Below are 19,880 nucleotides of genomic sequence, written 5' to 3'. Positions count from 1 at the left end.
TTCTTAGGCCCGCCCGCTCAACTGTGCGGCCAACCGGCCCACGGCCGGTACTCCCCCGTCGCGTAGCGCGGCAACCAGTGCGGTGCCGACGATCACGCCGTCGGCGTAGCTGCCGATTTCTTGCACATGTTCGCGGCGCGAGACGCCCAAACCGACGCAGGCGTTTTCTGCCCCGGCGCCATGTGCCGCGTCCACTACCGCTTGAGCGGCGGAGGACACCTCAGCGCGCGCGCCGGTAACACCCATCAACGAAACGCAGTAGACGAATCCGCTGGATGCCTCGACGGTTCGTTTCACGCGGGCTTCGGTGGAACTTGGGGCGATCAGGAAGACCCGCTCCAGACCGTACTTTTCACTGGCGGCAAACCATTGATCGGCTTCGTCGGGCACCAGGTCCGGGGTGATCAGCCCGGCACCGCCAGCTTCGGCGAAGCGCCTGGCAAATTCGTCCACGCCCAGGCTGAGCACCGGGTTCCAATAGGTCATCACCATCACGGCGGCGTTAGTGCGCGCGGTAATTCCGCGTACGATGTCAAAAATTTGTGCGACGCGGAAACCGTTGGCCAGTGCCTGTACCGTGGCTTCCTGAATCACCGCCCCGTCCATGACCGGATCCGAGTAGGGGATGCCCATTTCGATGACGTCCACACCGTTCTCGGCTAGCGCGACGGCCGCCTCGATGCTGGTTTCCACATCTGGGAAGCCCGCTGGCAGGTAGCCGATCAGTGCCGGACGTCCTTCGGCACGTGCCGCCGCGATCTTTTCTGCACTTGTCACACGCGACATTTAGTTGCCTTCCGGGGTGTTAGCTGCGTCGTCTTCGAGCATTCCGAACCATTGCGCGGCGGTGGAGACATCCTTGTCCCCGCGCCCCGAGAGGTTCGCGATGATGATCGTTTCCTCGGGCTTTGCGCCCTCGGCGAGCTTGCGCTGGGCCAAACGGATGGTTCCGGCCAGTGCGTGAGCGGACTCGATCGCCGGCAAAATACCCTCGGTGCGGCACAGGATCTTAAACGCGTCCATCGCCTCGGTATCGGTGACCGGTTCGTAGTGCACCCGGCCAATGTCGGCCAGGTAGGCATGCTCCGGGCCAACGCCGGGGTAATCCAGTCCGGCGGAAATCGAGTGTGATTCGATGGTCTGGCCGTCGTCGTCCTGCATCAGGTAGCTCCTCGCGCCGTGCAGCACGCCGGGCTTGCCCAGGGTGATGGTCGCGGCGTGGCGGTCGGTATCCACACCGTCGCCACCGGCCTCGTAGCCGTAGAGTTCAACGTCTTTGTCGTCCAGGAAGCCGTGGAAAATGCCAATGGCGTTCGAGCCACCGCCGATGCAGGCGGTGACGGCGTCCGGCAGGCGTCCGGTCTGCGCGAGCACCTGTTCGCGGGCTTCTTCGCCGATGACCTGGTGGAAGTAACGCACCATGGCGGGGAATGGGTGTCCGCCGGCAGCGGTGCCTAATAGGTAGTGGGTGTTATCAACGTTCGCGACCCAGTCGCGCAACGCCTCGTTGATCGCGTCTTTTAGCGTTTGGGAGCCTACGGTCACCGGGATCACGGTGGCGCCGAGCAGCTGCATGCGCGCGACGTTCAACGCCTGCCGGCGGGTGTCTTCTGCGCCCATGTAGACCACACATTCAAGCCCCATCAAGGCCGCTGCGGTAGCCGAGGCTACGCCGTGCTGGCCGGCACCGGTTTCCGCGATGATCCGGGTTTTACCCATGCGCTTGGCCAGCAGTGCTTGGCCGAGCACGTTGTTGATCTTGTGGCTGCCGGTGTGGTTGAGGTCTTCACGCTTCAAGAAAATCCGCACCCCGCCGCAGGCCTGCGCGGAGAAACGCTTTGCCTCGGTGAGCAGTGAGGGGCGTCCGGAGTAGTTCCGGTTCAGCTCTTTGACCTCTTCAATGAACGCTGGATCGGCCTTCGCATCCTCAAAGGTCTGCGTCAGCTCGTCCATGGCAGCCATCAGGGATTCGGGCATCCAACGTCCCCCATACTGGCCAAAGTAGGGTCCACTTGCATGTTTCAATGAGTCATCCGATGCGTTCATCGACTCCCTCTTTCTTGAAAATGTTGGGCGATGCCCTGCCAAGGAGCGTTCCTTGGCGGGGCATCAAAAACTGGATGCGCCGTGGTTAGCGTGCCGGCTTGGCAGCTGTCCCGGCGGCGATGAACTGGGCAACGGTAGCCTGCGGGTCAGCGTGTTTCACCAACGCCTCGCCTACCAGAACACCGTCGGCGCCGGCCGCCGCATAGGTTTGCACCTGTGCCACCGATTCCACACCGGATTCGGCGATGATCACCGCGTCGAGCGGCAACAGTGGAGCCAGCTGTGCGAAGGTGTCTACGTTCACTTCGAGCGTTTTCAAATTGCGCACGTTCACACCGATAATTTTCGCTCCGGCCTTCACGGCCCGGGCGATTTCTTCTTCGGTATGCGTCTCCACCAGGGCATTCATGCCTAGCTGGTGAGTTAATTGTAGGAAACTGGCCAAGGTTTCATCATCTAGGGCCGCAACAATTAGCAATATCAGGTCCGCACCGTGGGCGCGGGCCTCGAAAATCTGGTACTCATCGACCGTGAAGTCCTTGCGCAGCACCGGAATTTGCACCGCTGCGCGCACCGCGTCCAGATCGGCCAACGAACCGCCAAAACGCCGGGCTTCGGTCAATACCGAAATGACCGACGCACCGCCGGCCTGGTAGGCCGCGGCAAGCACCGCTGGTTCCGGGATCTGCGCGAGCGCGCCCTTGGAAGGGGACTTGCGTTTCACCTCGGAGATCACCTTTAAGGTGGTGTCTCGTGCGCCTGGCTCGGTGTGTCCACCGAGCGCAGCGTAGGCATCGAGTGCTGCCGGGGTGTCCTGCGCCGCGGCTTTGACCGAGTCCAGACTCAGGATGGCGCGACGGGCGCCCAGGTCTTCCCGGACGCCCGCGATGATGTCATCAAGTACGCTCAATTTAGTGTGCTGCTCCGCTGCGCGAACCGCCCACACCAAAACCGGCCTTCTTCATGATCCAGCCGACGATCAAGCCGAGCACTACGACGCCGATGCTCGCGTACACCACAGTGGCGTTGTGGAAAGCGAAAGCGATCCCGCCGATGATGAAGCCGATGGTCATAATGCCGACGCAGGCCCAGGCTGCGATCGAGTTGCCGTGGCCGATTTCTTCGGTGTAGACCGGATCAATCTCGGTGTTTTGCGACATAACTAGATGTGTCCCTTTACTCTTCTGGGGGTGCGCTCCGTCCGCGTGAGACGGTCAGCGCTTTGGTCTTCGAATACTATTCTGCCACTTGCCCGCGCAGTTGGCCTATTCCACGGCGCTTCATTTCAAGCAGGTGTTGGGCATCACTTAGCGTTCGCCAGTGGTGGGGTCCTCCCCCTTGGACAACTGCTCCCAATCGGAAATGCCACGCGATTGTGCATCCGCCGGCGGCTGCCCGGCGGTACTGACCTTCCGGTCGTACTTCGAGCTCTTCTTCCAGCGCCCGCTGATCACCAGTACTAGCAGGCCTTGGAGCACGATGATCACCCCGGCCAGCACGGTGATCGTGGGCCACACGGACACCGCATATTCTCCGGCGCTAGTGGTCAGCCCGGTGGCCTCGGCCACGGCACTGGCCGCCGCCGCCTGCGGGTTAGCCAAGGCGCTGATTCCGGAGGTGATCACCGAGGCACCGGCCAGCACGGTGATGACCCCGATGACATAGCGGGCGATCTTTCCGGCGATCAGCAGCGCCAGCGCTCCGGCCAGCACCGCCACACAGACGGCGGTGACCGAGGCTGCGGCGGTGGACCCAGCAACGATAATTTGCGGGACCTGCACGGTACCCGATTCCACGTCGACGGTAATCCAGGTGCGCGTCGCGGTCCAGAGGCCCAGCAACGCACCGAGCATTCCAAGCAGCGCGGTATTGCGGGCAGATAGGTGTTTGTTCACTTGCTTTCACCAATTTCGGTTTGGGCTTGGCGCATCGTCGCGGCGGCATATACCGCACGCAGCGGAGCCGCGGCCTTATTCACGGTTTCTAGCGCCTCATCGGCGAAATTCGAATCGTTCACGATGCCGCCTCCGGCCTGCACATAGGCGCGGCCGTCTTTGAGCAATGCGGAACGGATCGCGATGGCCATATCCATGTCGCCGGCGAAGTCCAGATAACCCACCACGCCACCGTACACCCCCCGGCGGTACGGCTCGTACTGATCGAGCAGCTGCAGGGCGCGTGGTTTGGGAGCCCCGGACAGGGTGCCGGCTGGGAAGGTGGAGGCGAGCACGTCGTAGGCGTCGACGTCCGCACGCGCCTTACCGACCACATTGGAGACCAGGTGCATGATGTGGCTGAAGCGTTCGACCTCCATAAACTGGGTGACCTCCACGGTGCCGGCCTGGCAGACACGGGACAGGTCATTGCGTGAGAGATCCACCAGCATCAGGTGCTCGGCGCGTTCCTTCTCATCGGCCAGCAAAGACTTTTCATACAGCTGGTCTTCCTCGTAGTTTGCCCCGCGTGGCCGGGATCCGGCGATCGGGTGCGTGACCACGTGGGAGTCGTTGACCGTGACCAGCGCTTCCGGGGATGAACCGACGATCTGGAACGCCTCGCCATCCTCGTTTTCAAAGTTAAACAGGTACATGTACGGGCTCGGGTTCGTCGCCCGCAACACCCGGTAGACGTCCAACGCATCGGCCTGCGTCTGAAGTTCAAAGCGCCGCGAAACGACGATCTGGAAGACTTCCCCATCCACGATCGCCTCTTTTGATTTGGCGAGCGCGTCCAGGTACTCGTTTTCCGCCCAGGAATGAGTGACCTCTTCCATCAATTTTTCGCGGGGCACATCGGTACCCTGCAAGATGGTGGCGGTCGTTTCTAGTGGGCTGCCCAGCTGATCGAGCATCACCTGAAGCCGAGCCACAGCACCGTCATAGGCCTGCTCCACACGTTGCGCGCTGCCGTCAAAGTTGATCGCGTTGGCAATCAGCGTCACGGTCCCCTCGGTCGCATCGTGGGCGGCCATATCGGCGACCAGGTTCATGCTCAGTTCCGGGATGTTCAGGTCATCGATCGGCGGATTGGGCAGATGCTCCCAGTGCCGGACGCATTCCCAGCCGATGAAGCCGACCATGCCGCCGGTCAAGGGCGGCATCCCCGGGATCGGTTCGGTGTGTAGCGCGCGCACGGTGTCGCGCAAAACCTCGACACTCACCCCGCCGGTGGGCAACCCCTCGGGCACGTGCCCCTGCCAATACGCTTCGCCGCCGCGGGTGCTGAGCGTCGCCGGAGAGTTCACCCCCACGAAGGAGTAGCGGCTCCACACCCCACCGGGGGCGGCAGACTCCATCAAGAAGGTGCCCGGGCGTCCGCCGGCCAAGGAACGGTATAAACCGATCGGGGTCAGCGAATCCGCCAGCACCGAAATGGTGACCGGGATGACGCGGCGGGTAGGTGCCATGGCCAAAAAGGCTTCGCGGGACGGGGAAATCTTGCCTAGGGTTTTCATTCAACTTCTTTTCAACGCTTAAACCTGGTGATGCTGCCCGAAATCGGCCCGGGCGCGACCGTACTACCGGCGCAGAACTAGCTCGGGCGGTGGCCGATGGTGGCTGGCAGCTCACGATCGGTGAAGCAGGATTGTGTGCCCGTATGGCAAGCGGCTCCCACCTGATCAACCGTGAGCAGCAGCGCGTCGCCATCACAATCCAGCGCGGCAGACTTCAGATACTGCGCGTGCCCGGAGGTATCGCCCTTGCGCCAATATTCCTGCCGCGAGCGCGAGTAGAAGGTGACGCGGCCGCTAGAGAGGGTGCGGCGCAATGCCTCGTCGTCCATCCAGCCAAGCATGAGCACCATCCCGGTATCATGCTGCTGCACGATCGCGGCGAAGAGCCCATTGGCATCGCGCTTTAATTTTTGCGCGATCTGCGGGTCAAGTTTTTCTGTTTCAGAGCTCGAATTCGAGCCACTATGCGAAGTAGACATCCCCTTTAGCATACTGGGTTTCACCGACCATGTGCCCGAGCATGACGCACCGCTAGAAGCCAAAGTTAACCGTTGGGCGACACCCGCCGTATAGAACGCGCAAGAACCTGCTGCACGTGCTAGTTTCAGAGGTGATGCACCTAGTTCAAGCTTCCCGTTTAGCGTTGGCCGAGACCCTGCTCGCAGCAGGCCCCACCGCCGATACCCTGTGCGCCGGTTGGCAGACTCGGCACCTCGCCGCGCACCTCGTTCTCCGCGAAAATTCATTGCTCAGCGCTGGCGTTGTGCTCAAGCCCGTTGCTTCGAAACTTGAAGCGCGCCTGCAAGAGATCGCCGATGAATCGCAAACCCCCGAACGCTACGCTGCTCTGGTGCGACGTTTCCGTTCTGGGCCCAAAAGTTATTCTCCGTTCGCATTCGAGAAACTTGATAAGGCGCTGAACCTGAACGAGTTTTTCATTCACACCGAAGATGTTCGACGCGCACGCAGTCAGTGGGCCCCGCGCGTACTGGACAAGGAATACACCGAGCTGTTGTGGCAGTCACTGCTCAAAACCTCGCGTTACTTTTTCCGCAAGGCTCCGGTCGGAATCATTCTTTGCCGCCCTGATGGACAGCGTCATGTGGCGAAGAAAGCGCCTAACGCGGTTTCGGTCAATGGTCCGGTGACCGAGTTGACCATGTATGCCTCCGGTCGCACCTCGGAAGCCCTAGTCACCTTCGAAGCTGGCGAGAGCGCGTTGCAAATTATCCGCGGATATCACCCTTCGCTTTAACTCCGATGGGCACTTTCCCTAGCCGAAGGTCTAACTTTCGCTATCCACAGGTTTCGGTTTAACTCTCCCAATAGCCGCGCAATGGGTCTAGGCTAACGCTCACACGCTATCCTCGACATGCTCGGAGAGTTCTGATGAACACTCGGAAAAATGCAATGGCACAATCGATCCTTTTGGCCTGTGCGTTGACGGTTACTGCCTGCACCGGTGGCGCTTCTCCACCGCAGCCTCCAGAATCGGTTTCACCCTCGGTTGAACAATCCCCCTCGCCGACACCATCGCCATCTCCGACGAAGCCCAAGTATCAGCCTGCGACGGCTAAAGGTCCCGCAAAGAATGTTCCAAAGCCTGAAATGCCAAAGCTTGCTAAGGAACACAATGAGGAAGGCGCAATCGCTTTCGTCAAGTACTACTTTGACGTGATGAACTACTCGTTGGAAACCTACTCAGTCGACGATTTGATCGCGATTACGAACCGGACTTGTCGTATATGCGGCGATAACTTTATCGATCCAATCCAGAGCCACGCAAAAAAGAAATACTGGCAAGTTGATGGAGAGTACCGAACCAATGTTTACGGGGTAAAGCTAACCTCTGATGATGAGGCCCTAGTCGAGTTCGGTACGAGAACAGACGAAGTAGCAGTTTATTCAGCGCCTACGCTAGAAGTTGCTAACAGCCCTGCAAGGAAAAAGGAAGCTTTGGGGATCGCGACTCTCCAGTGGGATAAAGCTTGGATGATGTCTCAAGTAGATTTTTCGAAGTGATCTCCAATGCTAAAAGTCCTGCTCTTAATGGCAATGGTTACCACACCGTACTTCACTGGATTCCAGCAAGACCTCGCTCTCAGTGATTGTAAGGAAGTAATTGAATTCATAGAGGACCATGGAGAAACAAAAAAGAGAGAATGTCGCGAGACTCTCCCTGAGAAGGATCGTTTTTACAACGACAATAATGATGAACGTAAGCGAGATAAAAATCCACCAAAACCGCTGTACGAAATCCAATATCTCAACCCCTGCTCTGTTGGCATTGAGCATATGCGTGGGTGTCACCAAAACCCTGACGCTATTTTGTGCGAAGACGGCTCTTCTCCATACACGCGTATCATTCGTTTCATAGAAGGGCCGCGAAAAGGTGAACAGATAATCACCCACGGGCTCTGTCCGGGAGAGGAAACCCCGCCAAATATTCCCGACGCTGAGTTGCGCCAAGAACAAGTCATAATCAGTCCTTCGAAATTTCGAAGTTTACCGATTCTAGCTTCCAAGGTTAAAAGTGATCCCGAAAAGTTCTCTCTTCGCAATGGAAACTCACATTTCTGGGCCGATGCTGTGCGCCAAAATTTCAATATAAGTATGAATGGTGAACCAGTAAGAGTGAAAGCAATTCCTGACGGGTGGAATTGGCAGTACGGCGATGGGACTACGAGGAATCTAGATTTCCCCGGTGAGCCGGCTCCAAACCATACGCTCCGCGACGAGACACCAACAAGCCATTCCTACAAGGAAACCGGCACTTACAGTGTCGGTCTCACGACATTGTTCCGAGGCGAATTTAGTGTTGATGGCGGCCCCTGGCAGTCAATCCCAGGCCAAGCTGCGGTGCCTAGCGACCCAATTGAAATCGATGTCTGGAGAACCAAGAAAGAACTCATCGCACGAGACTAGTTGGTCAACAGCAACAATGATCAACGTATAAAAAATGGGCCAGTTCACGGAGAACTGACCCATCTAAGAAGCACCTATTAGCGGACCGGATAACCGGCTTCGCGAATCTTATCCTTGACCTTGGCGATCATGTCGGTTGGGCCGAAGTGGAAGATCGAGGCAGCCAATACCGCGTCCGCTCCAGCTTCGATCGCAGGCGGGAAGTCTTCGGGCTTACCCGCGCCGCCGGAAGCGATCAGTGGAACTTTCACCGCGGCACGCACGGCACGAATCATTTCCAGATCGAACCCGTCCTTGGTCCCATCGGCATCGATCGAGTTCAACAAAATCTCACCCACGCCGCGCTCTGCCGCATCTTTGGCCCAAGCCACCGCGCACATACCGGTGCCTTTGCGGCCACCATGAGTGGTGACCTCGTAGCCGGAAGCGATGTTTGGATCATCGGTACGACGTGCATCGAGCGACAGAACCAATACCTGCGAACCGAAACGTTCGGTAATTTCGTTGATGACCTCAGGGCGAGCCACTGCGGCGGTGTTGATCGAGGCCTTATCGGCACCGTTGCGCAGCAGACGATCTACATCTTCTGCGGCGCGTACTCCCCCGCCAACGGTCAACGGAATGAAAACTTCTTCCGCAGTATGTCGTACAACTTCAAAAGTTGTTTCGCGATCGGAGCTGGATGCGGTGACGTCGAGGAATGTTAGTTCGTCGGCTCCGGCCAGGTTGTATCGACGGGCGAGTTCCACCGGGTCACCGGCGTCACGCAGGCCCTCAAAATTGATGCCTTTAACTACCCGGCCGGCGTCAACGTCTAGGCAGGGAATGACACGGATTGCTACGGTCATGAGCTGTTTCTCCTAAGTTGGCGTGACTAGATGCGGCAGGCGTGGATCTGGCTGACCAGAATCGCGCGGGCGCCGACGTCGTACAGCTCGTCCATGATGTTATTGGTCTGCGATTTTTTGACCATCGCGCGCACCGCGCACCAGTCGGAGTTCGCTAGGTCAGAGACCGTAGGCGACTCTAAGCCAGGGGTCAGCGCGCAAGCCTCTTCGACCTGTGTGCGACGAATGTCGTAGTCCAGCATCACGTACTGGCGTGCAACAAGCACACCAGAGAGGCGGCGAATCAGCACGTCAAGGCCGGCTGGCTTGTGTCCGACTCGGCCGATGAGCACGGCTTCGGACTGGAGAAGCACGTCGCCAAAGATCTCCATCCCGGCAGCCTTGATGGTGTTGCCGGTTTCGACAACATCGGCGATGGCGTCGGCTACGCCAAGGCGTACCGAGGATTCCACGGCACCATCCAGGCGGACCACGCTGGCGTTAATACCGTTCTTCTTCAGGAAGTGATCGAGCAGAATGTCGTAGCTGGTGGCGATACGCTTGCCGTTAAGTTCCTCAATGGAATTGAAGGCGCCCACCGGGGCGGCAAAGCGGAAGGCCGATTTGCCGATTCCGAGCGAGAGCTGCTCCTCCACATCGTCGTCTACATCGGCGTCTAGATATAGATCGCGACCGGTGATTCCAATGTCTAGGATGCCGCGGCCGACATAAACGGCGATGTCGCGGGGGCGCAGGTAGAAAAACTCAACCTGATTATCCTCATCAACGAGCACCAGTTCGCGGGTGTCGCGTCGCTGGAGGTAACCGGCTTCCTTGAACATGGTGGAAGCGATTTCGGACAGTGCGCCTTTGTTGGGCAGGGCTACGCGTAGCATTTATTTACTCGTTTCATGAGTGTGGCGCTGCGGCGAGATGCCAAAAACAAGCGCCAAGGGATTAATTGGCCGTTGTTACTGCCGCCGGGCGATGCCTACGACCGAGTTCAAAAACCCGGTCGCAGCAGCGCGACGGCTAGAGATGCTTGTAAACGTCGGCCAAGGTTAGACCCTTGGCAATCATCAAAACCTGCAAGTGGTAGAGCAGCTGGGAGATTTCTTCCGCTGTTTCTTCGTCACTTTCGTACTCTGCGGCCATCCATACTTCGGCGGCTTCCTCGACAACTTTCTTGCCGATGCCGTGGACACCCGAATCGAGTTCGGCGATGGTACGAGAGCCTTCCGGGCGGGTTTGGGCCTTGAGCGACAATTCGCTGAAGAGCTCGTCAAAAGTTTTCACGTGCACCAGCTTATCGGTTTTCCAGCCGACGCCCGAACTTCTAGCTCGCTTTGTGACGCCAAAACCGTATTTCAGCGTAGTGCTGCGACGGTCATCACAGCAGCGGAGAAGGCCTCGTAGCCTTTATCTTCGCTGGAGCCTTCCAAACCTGCACGGTCTAGCGCCTGCTTTTCGTCATCGCAGGTGAGCACGCCGAAGCCCACCGGGGTGCGGGTATTTACCGAAACGTCGGTGAGCCCGTTGGTTGCAGCCAGGCAGACGTAATCGAAGTGTGGGGTTCCGCCGCGGATGACCACGCCGAGCGCGACCACCGCATCGTAGCTCTGTGCCAGATGGCTGGCTGCCACCGGTAGTTCGAAGGTGCCCGGTACACGGACCAGCGTGGGCACAATGCCAGCGTCGCGAGCGGCACGCTGTGCGCCGTCGATCAGACCGTTCATGATGACCTCATGCCAGCTGGCGGCAACGATCGCGACTTTAACTCCGGAGAGGTCAAGTGCCGTAAGTTCATCGGCGACGTTGCTCGGGGCTCCGTGTTTGCTCATGGGGTTCTCCTTGAAAATCTTGGTTTGCAGCTGGGTTAGAAGCTGGTTTTAGTGTGCGGCAATTGCAGGTCGTGGCCGAAGCGCTGCTGTTTGGTGCGCAGGTAGCTTTCATTTTCGCTGCGCGGGGCGATGCGGCTGGGGACCAGCTCGGTGACGTGCACGCCGGCTTGGATGAGCTGTGCCTGCTTATCGGGATTGTTAGTCAGCAAGCGGATCTCGTCGATACCCAGGTGCTTGAGGATGGCGGCGACCGCGAAGTATTCGCGGGCATCTGCCGGGAAGCCTAGGTGCAGGTTTGCGTCGAGCGTATCAACACCCGTTTCTTGCAGCGCGTAGGTGCGCAGCTTGTTAAATAGCCCGATGCCGCGGCCTTCGTGCCCACGTACGTACACCAGGTGTCCGCCCTCAGCGGCAATCTGCTGAAGTGCCGCGTGAAGCTGCTCGCCACAATCACAACGGTAGGACCCAAATACGTCGCCGGTGAGGCATTCGGAGTGAATCCGCACCAGGTTAGTCGGTCCGTCCAAGGTGGGGGCCGGGTGGCTGAGCACAATATGTTCATGCCCTTCCACAGAGGCGGCCCGTGCGCTGAAGGTACCAAAGGGGGTGGGCAACTTTACCGCTTCGGTCAACGCGATTTCATCGTTGACCCGACGCCAGCGAGCCAAATCCTCGATGCTGATCAGCGGTAATTGGTGCTCGGCGGCGAAGACGCGCAGCTCATCGAGGCGCATCATCGAACCGTCATCGTTGACGATTTCTCCGATCACACCCACTGGTGCTAAGCCCGCACCGCGGCACAGGTCCACGGCTGCTTCGGTGTGTCCGCGGCGTTCGAGCACGCCGTTGGCTGCGGCGCGCAACGGGAAAATATGCCCTGGCCTCGATAGCTGAGCCGCCACAGTGTCAGGATCGGCCAAAAGGCGTGAGGTCAGCGCCCGGTCAGCGGCCGAAATTCCGGTGCTGATCCCGCTGGCGGCATCGCAGGACACGGTGAAGGCGGTGCCCTTGGAATCCTGATTGATACCGACCATGGGGGCCAGACCGAGCTGATCGGCGCGGGCAGCGTCCAGTGGCACACAAATGACCCCGGAGGTGTAACGAATGGTGAAACCCATCAGCTCTGGAGTGGCAAATTGTGCGGCGAAGATGATGTCACCTTCGTTTTCGCGGTCTTCGTCGTCCACTACTACTACCGCGCCACCGGCGGCTAGCGCGGCTAATGCGGTAGGGATCGAATCAAGTTCTTTGCCGGCCATTAGATTCGGCCTCCAAACTCGTTCAGCCGTGCCACGTACTTGGCCAGCACGTCTACCTCGATGTTGATGGCGTCGCCGGCTTGGCGGGTGCCCATGGTCGTTTCCTGCAGGGTGATCGGAATGATGCCGACCTCCACCCAGTGTGCGCCGGTGGCGCTGGCTGGGGACACCGCGGTGATCGTCAGCGAGATGCCATCCAGTGCGATGGAGCCCTTTTCTGCGGTGAGCGGTGCGTAGTCATCGGGTACCGAGATGCGGAAGGTGGTCCACTGTCCGTGATCCTCGCGGGCCAGTACGGTGCCGACAGCGTCGACGTGGCCCTGTACGACGTGCCCGTCGAGTCTGGCGCCCGCAGGGGTGCAGCGCTCTAAGTTAACGACCGACTGAGGATGCAGTGCTCCGGTGCTGGTGCGACGCAGGGTTTCACCCATCACGTCCACACTGACGGTGTCGCCGTCTAATTCGGTGGCGGTCAGGCAGACGCCGTTGACCGCCAGGGAGCCACCGAGTCCGAGGTCTTCGGCGTGCCCGGGAGCTTTGAGGGTCAGTACGGCGAGGTCTTGCTCGGGGTGGTTTGTGATTGCCAGTACCGTTCCGGTGCCGGTGATAATTCCGGTAAACATGGTGTGGTTTCCTTCTAAAAAGTTTGGGCGACGCGCTGCGGCAACGGTTCAAGATGCATCATCACGTCGGCATCCAGCCTGGTCAGTGCGTCAGACTGGTGGGCGTCGAGCCTAAAATGCCGGGCTTGGGACAGGGTGGTCACCGAGGCGATATTCACCGAGGTACTGCCCGCACCGATGATCACCGGGGCCTGGTAGCAGTAAATTTCATCTGCCAGGTCGGCTTCGATGAAGGCCGAGGCGATGATCGAACCGCCCTCGATGAGCAGGTGATTAAAGCCCAACTCGGTGGCGCGCTCGATGAGCACGGAGACCTCGTGAGTGCGCAGCTGTTCCCAGTTGTTGTCATAGGCTAAGGCGAGGTTTTCTGGCAGTTCGCGGTGCCCCATCACAAAGCGGTAAGGCTGATGCTCGTGCAGTCCCCCGGCGGCGGTGCGTGCGGTCAACCGCGGATCGTCGGCTATCACCGTATTGGTACCGACAACGATCGCGTCTACTCGGGCGCGTAGCCCGTGCGAGTGGTTGCGCGAGGCATCGGAGGTAATCCATTGGCTGCTGCCGTCGGGCGCGTTGATCCGCCCGTCCAGGGATTGTGCGGTCTTCACGGTGATGAAGGGGCGATTTTCTGCTTTGGCGCGGAACCAGCGGTGATTTAGTTCCCAGGCCGGCTGATTATTTTCGCTCTGTGTCACCTGCACCCCGCGCGAACGCAGGAACTGCGCGCCGCCACTGGCAGCGCTGGTGTCATCACTCATCGCGTAGTGCACATGTCCGATGCCGGCGTTGGCGATAGCCTGAGCGCACGGACCGGTGCGTCCGGTGTGGTTGCACGGTTCCAAGGTGACCACCATGGTCAGCTCCGCCGCTTGGTCACGATCCATCCGGCCTAAACGGCGCAGCGCGTCAATCTCCGCATGCGGGTTGCCGGCGCCCAGGTGGAAACCGGTGGCGATCACACGTCCCGCCCCGTCTAGCACGCACGCGCCAACTAGTGGGTTGGCCCCGCGGGCGCCACGCGTCGCAGCTTCCAGTGCGGTGCGCAGTGCCTGGTCCAGGTCTGTGGTTTCGATCATGACTGTTTCCCCCTGATCGTCGGATCGAGCATTTCGGTTTCGATCGCCGGTTTTTCGTTCCTTTTAGCCTTCATCCAGACGAAGAAGCCAACGATGGTGAAACCACCGTAGAACAGGTACATGAAGGCGCTGGCGTAGTAGCCGGCGGAGAAGAGCAAGGGGACGCCGACCGCGTCCACCGCGACCCAGATCAGCCAGAATTCGACCCAGCCCTTGGCCATGCCATAGGTGGCCAGCAGCGAACCGACGAAGGTCCAGGCGTCGGCCCAGACCGGGTCGTAGGAGCCTAGTGCCCTAAAGAGTGGAGTCAGCGCCACGGTGCCGACAATGAGGATCGCAACCAGAGAGACTCGGGCCCTATTTGATGCCCATTGTGGGGTGACCGCGTGGCCCGCACCGTTTTCATCGCGGGCTTGCTTCCAGCGCACCCATCCGTAGAAGGACACGGCGATGAACATGATTTGCCGGCCTGCCTGACCCCAGAGGTTGGCGGTGTAGCCGGTGTCAAAAATGCTGCCCAAAAAGACCGTGAGCAGTAAGAGGTTGCCGATAATGCCTACGGGCCAGGCCCAGATTTTACGGCGCATGCCGCCTAGCGCGCTGGCTAGACCAAAAATATTGCCGACGACCTCACGCACCAAAAGTGCCGAGGTACCGATCGCAATTTGTGAGTTAAAAGCTTCAATGAGCCACCGCAGAATATCCATCATTCACCCTTCTCGAAGCGGCGGCTCCGGGGGTGTGCATTTGATGGCCTAGACGTGGTGCTCGAACGGCTCAAAAGAGCGGTCCGGTCAGCAACGCCAACGGCAAATCAAACCCGTGCTTCTCCCATCCAGACTTTAACTGTCGGTACCGGAATTTCACCGGCTCAACCGCTTACCTTAGCTTGTGGCCTTGGAAGCGGGTCGCGGACTATCACCGCCGGTTCGGACTTACACCGACCCCGGAGCACGTATTCGTGTTTATTTACACCTAGTCTGACACATCCTAGTGGGTGATGCGCGCAAGGTTTCGTAATGCGTCAATTTCTGCGGCCGGTTCGGGTGCCGAATACACCGCTGAACCCGCCACAAATACGTCGGCGCCGGCCTCGGCGGCGCGCAGGATCGTGTCCCGGGAGATGCCCCCGTCCACCTGCAGGGCGATCGGCTTTCCGGTGCCGGCGATAGCCTTCGCGGTGCGCCTAATTTTCGGCAGCACCAGGTCCAGGAACTTCTGTCCGCCAAAACCCGGTTCAACGGTCATCAACAAGATCATGTCCAACTCACCGAGCATGTCCAAGTACGGTTCGATCGGGGTGGCCGGACGCAAGGCCATCGCCGCCTTGGACCCGGCGGCAGACAATTCGCGGGCCAAACGGATCGGCGCGGCGGAGGCCTCGGCATGAAAAGTCACCGAATCCACGCCGAGTTGCGCATATTCCGGGGCCCAGCGATCGGCGTTTTCGATCATCAAGTGCACATCGATCGGCAGCTTGCTAACCTTTTGCAGCGAATCCACCACGGGAAGCCCGAGGGTCAGATTTGGCACAAAATGGTTGTCCATCACATCCACGTGGACGGCGTCTGCGGTGTGGATACGGTCCAGCTCGCTGGCGAGGTTGGCGAAGTCTGCGGATAGGATCGACGGGTTAATGCGCGGGTGACTCATCGGTGCTCCTTGGGTGGGGCGCTGGGAAATAGGTCGCGAACTATGCGGTTTTGGTGATGATCGCCATGAACATGGCATCGGTACCGTGCACATGTGGCCACAGCTGCGCGGTGCTGCCACCGGCAAGTTCGTGACCGCTGGCGGGGAAACCTTCGAGGGCAACGGCGTTGACCGCGGCACCGGTATCTAGCAGTGTGGCGTTCGGCTGGGATTTGAGGAAATCCTCGACCACCAGACGAGTTTCTGCCATATGTGGTGAACAGGTGACAAACCCGATGACCCCGCCCACGCGCACCGCGCTGAACGCGGCGCTGAGCAGTTCTCCTTGCAAGCTGGTCAGCTCCGGAATGTCACGAGGCTGTTTGCGCCAGCGAGATTCTGGCCGGCGGCGAAGCGAACCAAGCCCGGAGCAGGGCGCGTCGACCATGATGCGGTCATAGTCTCCGGCGAATTCTTCGGTGCCGTAGTCGCGGCCGTCCTTGGTGGTGACCATCCAGAAGTCTCCGGGCACCGCGGACATGGACTGTTCAACCAGTCGGGCACGGTGTTCGGTAGGCTCATTTGCGGTTAGTCTGGCGTCGCGCTGTACGGCTAGTGCACCAAGTAACGCCGCCTTGCCGCCGGGACCTGCGCAGAGATCGAGCCAGTAGGTATCTTCGCCTGGCACCGGCAACTCAACGTTGGCCAGCGCGCGGGCTACCAGCTGGCTGCCGGCGTCCTGCACGCGGATGGTTCCCTCACGCACGCCTGGCACGCGGGCCACATCGCCATGCTTATAGGTCGCCGAATCCACCACCAGGGTGCCCGGCTCGGCGCCAGCTTCCAGCGCCGCATCCACGGTGCCCAGACCGGGCAGAGCGACCAAGTTGACTACCGGGGCGAGGTTGTCTGCTTCGAGCAACGCGGAAAGTTCGGTGGCCTCGCGGCCGTGCGCGATCAATGCGCCGCGTAGTGCACGCACGATCCAGTCCGGGTGCGAGTGCTCGATGGACAGTTTTTCTGACTCGCTGGTAGTAGCCGCGGTCAGCTGTGCGACCCACTGTTCGGGCTCCTGCAGGCTGACCTTGCGCAGGACCGCGTTGATGAGTCCCGAGGGGCCAGCACCAATCTGCGCGCGAGCCAACGACACGGTTTCATCTAACGCCGCGTGTTTTGGCACGCGCATCGCCAGCAACTGGTGGGCGCCCAGACGCAGTGCGTCGAGGATCGCCGGGTCAAGCTCGGACAGTGGCCGGTCCACCAAGGTGGATAGGATCGCGTCGTAAAAACCTTGTGAGCGCAGCGCACCATAAGCAAGCTCGGTGGCAAAACCGGCGTCGCGCTTTTCGAGCTGATGCTCACGAATCATCTTGGGCAATACCAGGTTGGCGTAGGCGTCCTTGGCGGAGACCTCGCGCAACACTTTAAAAGCGACTAGTCGAGCCGGATCGGCGGCGCGTTTACGCTGCCCAGGGGCCGACTGGCTGTACTGGCGAGGGCGGTCCCCCTGCCCGCGGTTGCGGGTACGACCGGCTTCGTTGCGTCGAGGTTCGTTGTGTCGATCGTGTTCGCTCATGCGAAGCTCACTTTCGTTCCCTGGGTCAAGATTCCGCGAGCCCAGTCGGAGGCGTTCATCATTTTTTTACCTGGAGGCTGGATAGTTGACAGTTCCAACGCCCAGGTGGCGGTGCCGATAAACACTTGGGGGTGCTTGCCCGGCTCAATATGCACAACGCCCGGTGCCAGATCGGTGCGCTCGCGGCGTTCACTAAGCGGTCCAAACTTGTATCTGGACCCGTCGGCGGTAGCCCAAGGACCCGGGAAGGGGCTCGTGCCGTGGGCGCGGCGGCGAATCTCGGTGGCGGTGCGAGTGAAATCTAGTTGCGCGTCACCGTCGAGAATTTTTGGTGCATAGGTGTGAGACCCGCTTTGTGCAACCGCTAGCGCTTGGCCCGAATCGATTGCCTGCAGAGTTTGCACCAATAACATTGAGCCGGAAATGCTCAGCCGCTCCAGCATGATTCCGGCGGTATCTAGCTCACCAATACGCTCGGTGACCTGACCAAAGACTGGCCCGGTATCCAACCCAGCTTCCAACTGGAAGGTGACCGCTCCGGTGATGTCGTCGCCGTGAATGATCGAGTGCTGCACCGGTGCAGCACCACGCCACTGGGGCAATAAGGAAAAGTGCAGGTTGATCCAGCCGTGGGTAGGAACGTTCAGCGCGGCTTGGGGAACCAACCCGCCGAAGGCGACAATGGCTGCCGCGTCGAGGTTCAGCTCCGCCAATTGGGCCGTCACCTGCGCATCGATTTTATTCGACTTGATGGTTTCCAACCCTAGTTCCGCGGCGCGCGCGGCCACCGGGGAGGCAGTCATGACGCGCTTGCGTCCTAGCGGGGCATCCGGGCGGGTGAGCACCGCGGCAATCTCAAAACCCGCGTCATTTAGGTAGTTCAGTGAGGTGACCGCAACCTGCGGAGTTCCAGCAAAGAGGATGCGCATGGTTAGTTCCCCAGTCCGGCGCCGAAGCTGGATCCGAGGAATCCTGCGCGTTGCGCCACGGTAGCGGTGGTCATCTGCTCATAGTTGCTGGCACGCAGTGTGCGCCAGGCAGCTTTCTTCTCATCCGGGGCCAGTCGATCCAAGAACAGCACCCCGTCGAGGTGATCGGTTTCATGCTGCACGCACCGGGAAAGCATGCCTTCGCCCTCAATACGAACCGGTTTTCCGAACTTATCGAAGCCGGTAGCTACCACGTGGCGCCGGCGGGCAACCGGTGCGGATATCCCTGGAATGGACAGGCAACCTTCGTTTTCGTCTGCCTGAAAGTCTTCGCTCAGTTCAAGTACCGGGTTGATGATATGGCCACGTTCGGCACCGATTTGGTACGTGAAAACGCGCAGCGAAACACCTACCTGAGGGGCCGCCAAGCCCGCACCGTCAACGTTTTCCATGGTTTGATCCATGTCGTCGACCAGCTTCTGGATTTCCGGCCCAAACTCGGTCACCTCCTGCGCTGGTGTGCGTAGAACGGGATCACCGATGATCCGAATTCCCAAAATCGCCATAGTACGTGTGGCTCCCTTAGTAGTGCTGTGCGAAGTGTCAGTGTCGGGCGCACCAACACTAACTACACCAGTCTACGGTGCCGCAGGCGACTGGTCCTGAGGCGGCGGCGTGATTTCCACCAGTGAGGCACGAGCTTGGGCAATCTTGAACTGCGCTTCCCAGTTGCGGCGCAGTGCGTAAAACTTCGACCAATAATCGGGGAGCGCCTGAACCGGAGCCATAAAAGTTCGACTCCCGCCCTCCCCTAGCGCGACCGCCAGCAGCATCGAATCGGTGCCATGAGGCCAATCCTGCCAGGCGCCGGCTTCAGCGTCGAGCACTTGCTCCTCGGCCTTGGCGGCTGCCGCAAGTTGCATGATGACTTTGTCATCCGGGGTTTTCACGAACCCCTCACGATCCATGGCCTTGGTTTTGTAATCCACCAAGCACACCTTGCCGCCAATTCGGGCCACCAGGTCGATGGTTCCCGCGTAGCCGACACTGTGATTCCACACCGTCACCTCGGTGGCTAATGGTTGCACCTGATACTGTTCCCACCATTTTTCAAAGTGTGTCGCAAAGCCCAGTTCGTTATTGGCTTCCAGTTCGGCGTACGCCTTCTCCAGTTGCTCGGGTTCTCCTAAGGCACGCAATGCGTAGTGTTCGGCGTAGTTATGCACCCGATCCCCGCGAGCGGCAGCCGAGTCCCGGAAGCGTTCGGCGGCCGCGGCAGATTCACGCACCAATGAACGCATTTTGCTCGGTTGCGACAACGCCTCGGACAAACGTTGATCTTCAGACAGGGTCTTGGCTGCCAGATAGCCGGCCCATCCGGAGAGATCCATTTTGTCCATACCGATGACCGTGGTGATCGAAGGGACGGTGGCTTCCCCTCCCACTTGACGGCTGTACATTCGACCCAATTCGGTTTGAATAGCAAGTTTTGGTGACGTCATGCACACGATCATGGCACGGCCTGTGGACGCTTTGCTCCTAGTCCGAACGAGATTCATGAATATTCCGCGTAGTTCCGCGGGTTTTAGGCTTTGTGAACCAGATCTCACGCTCTCGATTTGGAAGCCTGCGGAAACTCGTATAGAGTTTTTACTCGTTGGAGCGAACGGAAACGGCGCGAAAACAAGCACTTTT

General features: G+C 59.7%; 23 protein-coding genes and 1 riboswitch. Of the genes, 3 read left to right on the top strand and 20 right to left on the bottom strand.

Translation table 11 applies throughout. The features are described from left to right. Window positions 1-3 precede the first annotated feature (3 nt). From trpA to hisI, 7 genes are all read right to left on the bottom strand, one after another. Entirely contained in the window at window positions 4-786 is a 783-nt protein-coding gene (trpA, locus tag IEX04_RS11325; RefSeq protein ID WP_188685806.1) for a tryptophan synthase subunit alpha, read from the bottom strand. Then, entirely contained in the window at window positions 787-2,046 is a 1,260-nt protein-coding gene (gene trpB, locus IEX04_RS11320) for a tryptophan synthase subunit beta (protein ID WP_096253815.1), read from the bottom strand. Window positions 2,047-2,131: 85 nt separating this feature from the next. After that, window positions 2,132-2,956 carry an indole-3-glycerol phosphate synthase TrpC gene (gene trpC / locus IEX04_RS11315; protein WP_188685804.1) on the bottom strand — a complete coding sequence of 275 codons (825 nt, stop codon included), beginning with the start codon at window positions 2,954-2,956 and terminating at the stop codon, window positions 2,132-2,134. Between the two features lies 1 nt (window position 2,957). Further along, window positions 2,958-3,206: an HGxxPAAW family protein gene (locus tag IEX04_RS11310; RefSeq protein WP_096253816.1), complete on the bottom strand. Its 249-nt coding sequence runs from the start codon at window positions 3,204-3,206 to the stop codon at window positions 2,958-2,960. Window positions 3,207-3,353: 147 nt separating this feature from the next. Then, window positions 3,354-3,941 carry a Trp biosynthesis-associated membrane protein gene (locus IEX04_RS11305; protein WP_188685801.1) on the bottom strand — a complete coding sequence of 196 codons (588 nt, stop codon included), beginning with the start codon at window positions 3,939-3,941 and terminating at the stop codon, window positions 3,354-3,356. Continuing rightward, a complete protein-coding gene (locus tag IEX04_RS11300) occupies window positions 3,938-5,500 on the bottom strand; it encodes an anthranilate synthase component I (protein ID WP_188685800.1) in 1,563 nt (520 codons plus the stop codon). The genes IEX04_RS11305 and IEX04_RS11300 overlap by 4 nt, the downstream gene beginning before the upstream one ends. 77 nt (window positions 5,501-5,577) lie before the next feature. Further along, window positions 5,578-5,979: a phosphoribosyl-AMP cyclohydrolase gene (gene hisI / locus IEX04_RS11295; RefSeq protein ID WP_188685798.1), complete on the bottom strand. Its 402-nt coding sequence runs from the start codon at window positions 5,977-5,979 to the stop codon at window positions 5,578-5,580. Window positions 5,980-6,095: 116 nt separating this feature from the next. On the opposite strand from hisI, the gene IEX04_RS11290 reads away from it, so the two are divergent. From IEX04_RS11290 to IEX04_RS11280, 3 genes are all read left to right on the top strand, one after another. Beyond that, window positions 6,096-6,755, top strand: a complete 660-nt coding sequence (locus IEX04_RS11290; RefSeq protein ID WP_188685797.1) for a TIGR03085 family metal-binding protein — start codon at window positions 6,096-6,098, stop codon at window positions 6,753-6,755. Window positions 6,756-6,910: 155 nt separating this feature from the next. Next, window positions 6,911-7,522, top strand: a complete 612-nt coding sequence (locus IEX04_RS11285) for a DUF6318 family protein (RefSeq protein ID WP_188685795.1) — start codon at window positions 6,911-6,913, stop codon at window positions 7,520-7,522. A 27-nt stretch (window positions 7,523-7,549) separates the two neighbouring features. Then, complete coding sequence (locus IEX04_RS11280) at window positions 7,550-8,425, top strand: PKD domain-containing protein (protein ID WP_188685793.1); 876 nt, start codon at window positions 7,550-7,552, stop codon at window positions 8,423-8,425. A gap of 77 nt (window positions 8,426-8,502) precedes the next feature. Here the strand turns inward: IEX04_RS11280 and hisF are convergent, their stop codons facing one another. The 13 genes from hisF to IEX04_RS11215 all read right to left on the bottom strand — a co-directional run bounded on the left by hisF (window position 8,503) and on the right by IEX04_RS11215 (window position 19,687). After that, window positions 8,503-9,273, bottom strand: a complete 771-nt coding sequence (hisF, locus tag IEX04_RS11275) for an imidazole glycerol phosphate synthase subunit HisF (protein ID WP_096253822.1) — start codon at window positions 9,271-9,273, stop codon at window positions 8,503-8,505. A gap of 26 nt (window positions 9,274-9,299) precedes the next feature. After that, window positions 9,300-10,148, bottom strand: a complete 849-nt coding sequence (gene hisG / locus IEX04_RS11270; protein ID WP_188685790.1) for an ATP phosphoribosyltransferase — start codon at window positions 10,146-10,148, stop codon at window positions 9,300-9,302. A 136-nt stretch (window positions 10,149-10,284) separates the two neighbouring features. Then, entirely contained in the window at window positions 10,285-10,548 is a 264-nt protein-coding gene (locus IEX04_RS11265; protein ID WP_096253851.1) for a phosphoribosyl-ATP diphosphatase, read from the bottom strand. A gap of 71 nt (window positions 10,549-10,619) precedes the next feature. Then, on the bottom strand, window positions 10,620-11,093 hold the full coding sequence (gene ribH / locus IEX04_RS11260; protein WP_096253824.1) for a 6,7-dimethyl-8-ribityllumazine synthase: 474 nt from the start codon (window positions 11,091-11,093) through the stop codon (window positions 10,620-10,622). Window positions 11,094-11,128: 35 nt separating this feature from the next. Then, complete coding sequence (gene ribB / locus IEX04_RS11255; protein WP_096253825.1) at window positions 11,129-12,352, bottom strand: 3,4-dihydroxy-2-butanone-4-phosphate synthase; 1,224 nt, start codon at window positions 12,350-12,352, stop codon at window positions 11,129-11,131. Next, a complete protein-coding gene (locus IEX04_RS11250) occupies window positions 12,352-12,975 on the bottom strand; it encodes a riboflavin synthase (protein WP_096253826.1) in 624 nt (207 codons plus the stop codon). The genes ribB and IEX04_RS11250 overlap by 1 nt, the downstream gene beginning before the upstream one ends. Window positions 12,976-12,989: 14 nt before the next feature. Next, window positions 12,990-14,048, bottom strand: coding sequence for a bifunctional diaminohydroxyphosphoribosylaminopyrimidine deaminase/5-amino-6-(5-phosphoribosylamino)uracil reductase RibD (ribD, locus tag IEX04_RS11245; RefSeq protein WP_096253827.1), 1,059 nt, complete (start codon window positions 14,046-14,048; stop codon window positions 12,990-12,992). Beyond that, window positions 14,045-14,755, bottom strand: coding sequence for a nicotinamide riboside transporter PnuC (gene pnuC, locus IEX04_RS11240; RefSeq protein WP_096253852.1), 711 nt, complete (start codon window positions 14,753-14,755; stop codon window positions 14,045-14,047). Before pnuC ends, ribD begins: the two co-directional genes overlap by 4 nt. Window positions 14,756-14,867: 112 nt before the next feature. Beyond that, window positions 14,868-15,006, bottom strand: a riboswitch (FMN riboswitch). 32 nt (window positions 15,007-15,038) lie between these two features. Then, window positions 15,039-15,701, bottom strand: coding sequence for a ribulose-phosphate 3-epimerase (gene rpe / locus IEX04_RS11235; RefSeq protein WP_096253828.1), 663 nt, complete (start codon window positions 15,699-15,701; stop codon window positions 15,039-15,041). Window positions 15,702-15,741: 40 nt separating this feature from the next. Beyond that, complete coding sequence (locus IEX04_RS11230; protein WP_096253829.1) at window positions 15,742-17,256, bottom strand: RsmB/NOP family class I SAM-dependent RNA methyltransferase; 1,515 nt, start codon at window positions 17,254-17,256, stop codon at window positions 15,742-15,744. Continuing rightward, window positions 17,253-18,185, bottom strand: a complete 933-nt coding sequence (locus IEX04_RS11225) for a methionyl-tRNA formyltransferase (protein WP_188685789.1) — start codon at window positions 18,183-18,185, stop codon at window positions 17,253-17,255. Before IEX04_RS11225 ends, IEX04_RS11230 begins: the two co-directional genes overlap by 4 nt. Before the next feature lie 2 nt (window positions 18,186-18,187). Continuing rightward, window positions 18,188-18,751, bottom strand: a complete 564-nt coding sequence (gene def, locus IEX04_RS11220; protein ID WP_096253831.1) for a peptide deformylase — start codon at window positions 18,749-18,751, stop codon at window positions 18,188-18,190. 72 nt (window positions 18,752-18,823) lie between these two features. After that, the gene (locus IEX04_RS11215; RefSeq protein ID WP_188685787.1) at window positions 18,824-19,687 is read right to left on the bottom strand and encodes a cytochrome; all 864 of its coding nucleotides are present in this window, start codon (window positions 19,685-19,687) and stop codon (window positions 18,824-18,826) included. Between the last annotated feature and the right edge of the window lie 193 nt (window positions 19,688-19,880).

It is taken from the genome of Glutamicibacter ardleyensis, from assembly GCF_014644555.1.
In the GTDB taxonomy this organism is placed as follows: Bacteria; Actinomycetota; Actinomycetes; order Actinomycetales; family Micrococcaceae; genus Glutamicibacter; species Glutamicibacter bergerei.
The sequence above is the reverse complement of the archived record's forward strand: the minus strand, read 5'-3'. Positions and strand labels throughout refer to the sequence as shown.

Excerpts from the sequence above, each read along its gene's own strand:
- trpA (WP_188685806.1), bottom strand. The coding sequence starts at position 786 with ATGTCGCGTGTGACAAGTGCAGAAAAGATCGCGGCGGCACGTGCCGAA.
- trpB (WP_096253815.1), bottom strand. The coding sequence starts at position 2,046 with ATGAACGCATCGGATGACTCATTGAAACATGCAAGTGGACCCTACTTT.
- IEX04_RS11310 (WP_096253816.1), bottom strand. The coding sequence starts at position 3,206 with ATGTCGCAAAACACCGAGATTGATCCGGTCTACACCGAAGAAATCGGC.
- IEX04_RS11300 (WP_188685800.1), bottom strand. The coding sequence starts at position 5,500 with ATGAAAACCCTAGGCAAGATTTCCCCGTCCCGCGAAGCCTTTTTGGCC.
- hisI (WP_188685798.1), bottom strand. The coding sequence starts at position 5,979 with ATGTCTACTTCGCATAGTGGCTCGAATTCGAGCTCTGAAACAGAAAAA.
- IEX04_RS11285 (WP_188685795.1), top strand. The coding sequence starts at position 6,911 with ATGGCACAATCGATCCTTTTGGCCTGTGCGTTGACGGTTACTGCCTGC.
- IEX04_RS11280 (WP_188685793.1), top strand. The coding sequence starts at position 7,550 with ATGGCAATGGTTACCACACCGTACTTCACTGGATTCCAGCAAGACCTC.
- hisF (WP_096253822.1), bottom strand. The coding sequence starts at position 9,273 with ATGACCGTAGCAATCCGTGTCATTCCCTGCCTAGACGTTGACGCCGGC.
- hisG (WP_188685790.1), bottom strand. The coding sequence starts at position 10,148 with ATGCTACGCGTAGCCCTGCCCAACAAAGGCGCACTGTCCGAAATCGCT.
- ribH (WP_096253824.1), bottom strand. The coding sequence starts at position 11,093 with ATGAGCAAACACGGAGCCCCGAGCAACGTCGCCGATGAACTTACGGCA.
- ribB (WP_096253825.1), bottom strand. The coding sequence starts at position 12,352 with ATGGCCGGCAAAGAACTTGATTCGATCCCTACCGCATTAGCCGCGCTA.
- IEX04_RS11250 (WP_096253826.1), bottom strand. The coding sequence starts at position 12,975 with ATGTTTACCGGAATTATCACCGGCACCGGAACGGTACTGGCAATCACA.
- ribD (WP_096253827.1), bottom strand. The coding sequence starts at position 14,048 with ATGATCGAAACCACAGACCTGGACCAGGCACTGCGCACCGCACTGGAA.
- pnuC (WP_096253852.1), bottom strand. The coding sequence starts at position 14,755 with ATGGATATTCTGCGGTGGCTCATTGAAGCTTTTAACTCACAAATTGCG.
- rpe (WP_096253828.1), bottom strand. The coding sequence starts at position 15,701 with ATGAGTCACCCGCGCATTAACCCGTCGATCCTATCCGCAGACTTCGCC.
- IEX04_RS11230 (WP_096253829.1), bottom strand. The coding sequence starts at position 17,256 with ATGAGCGAACACGATCGACACAACGAACCTCGACGCAACGAAGCCGGT.
- IEX04_RS11225 (WP_188685789.1), bottom strand. The coding sequence starts at position 18,185 with ATGCGCATCCTCTTTGCTGGAACTCCGCAGGTTGCGGTCACCTCACTG.
- def (WP_096253831.1), bottom strand. The coding sequence starts at position 18,751 with ATGGCGATTTTGGGAATTCGGATCATCGGTGATCCCGTTCTACGCACA.
- IEX04_RS11215 (WP_188685787.1), bottom strand. The coding sequence starts at position 19,687 with ATGACGTCACCAAAACTTGCTATTCAAACCGAATTGGGTCGAATGTAC.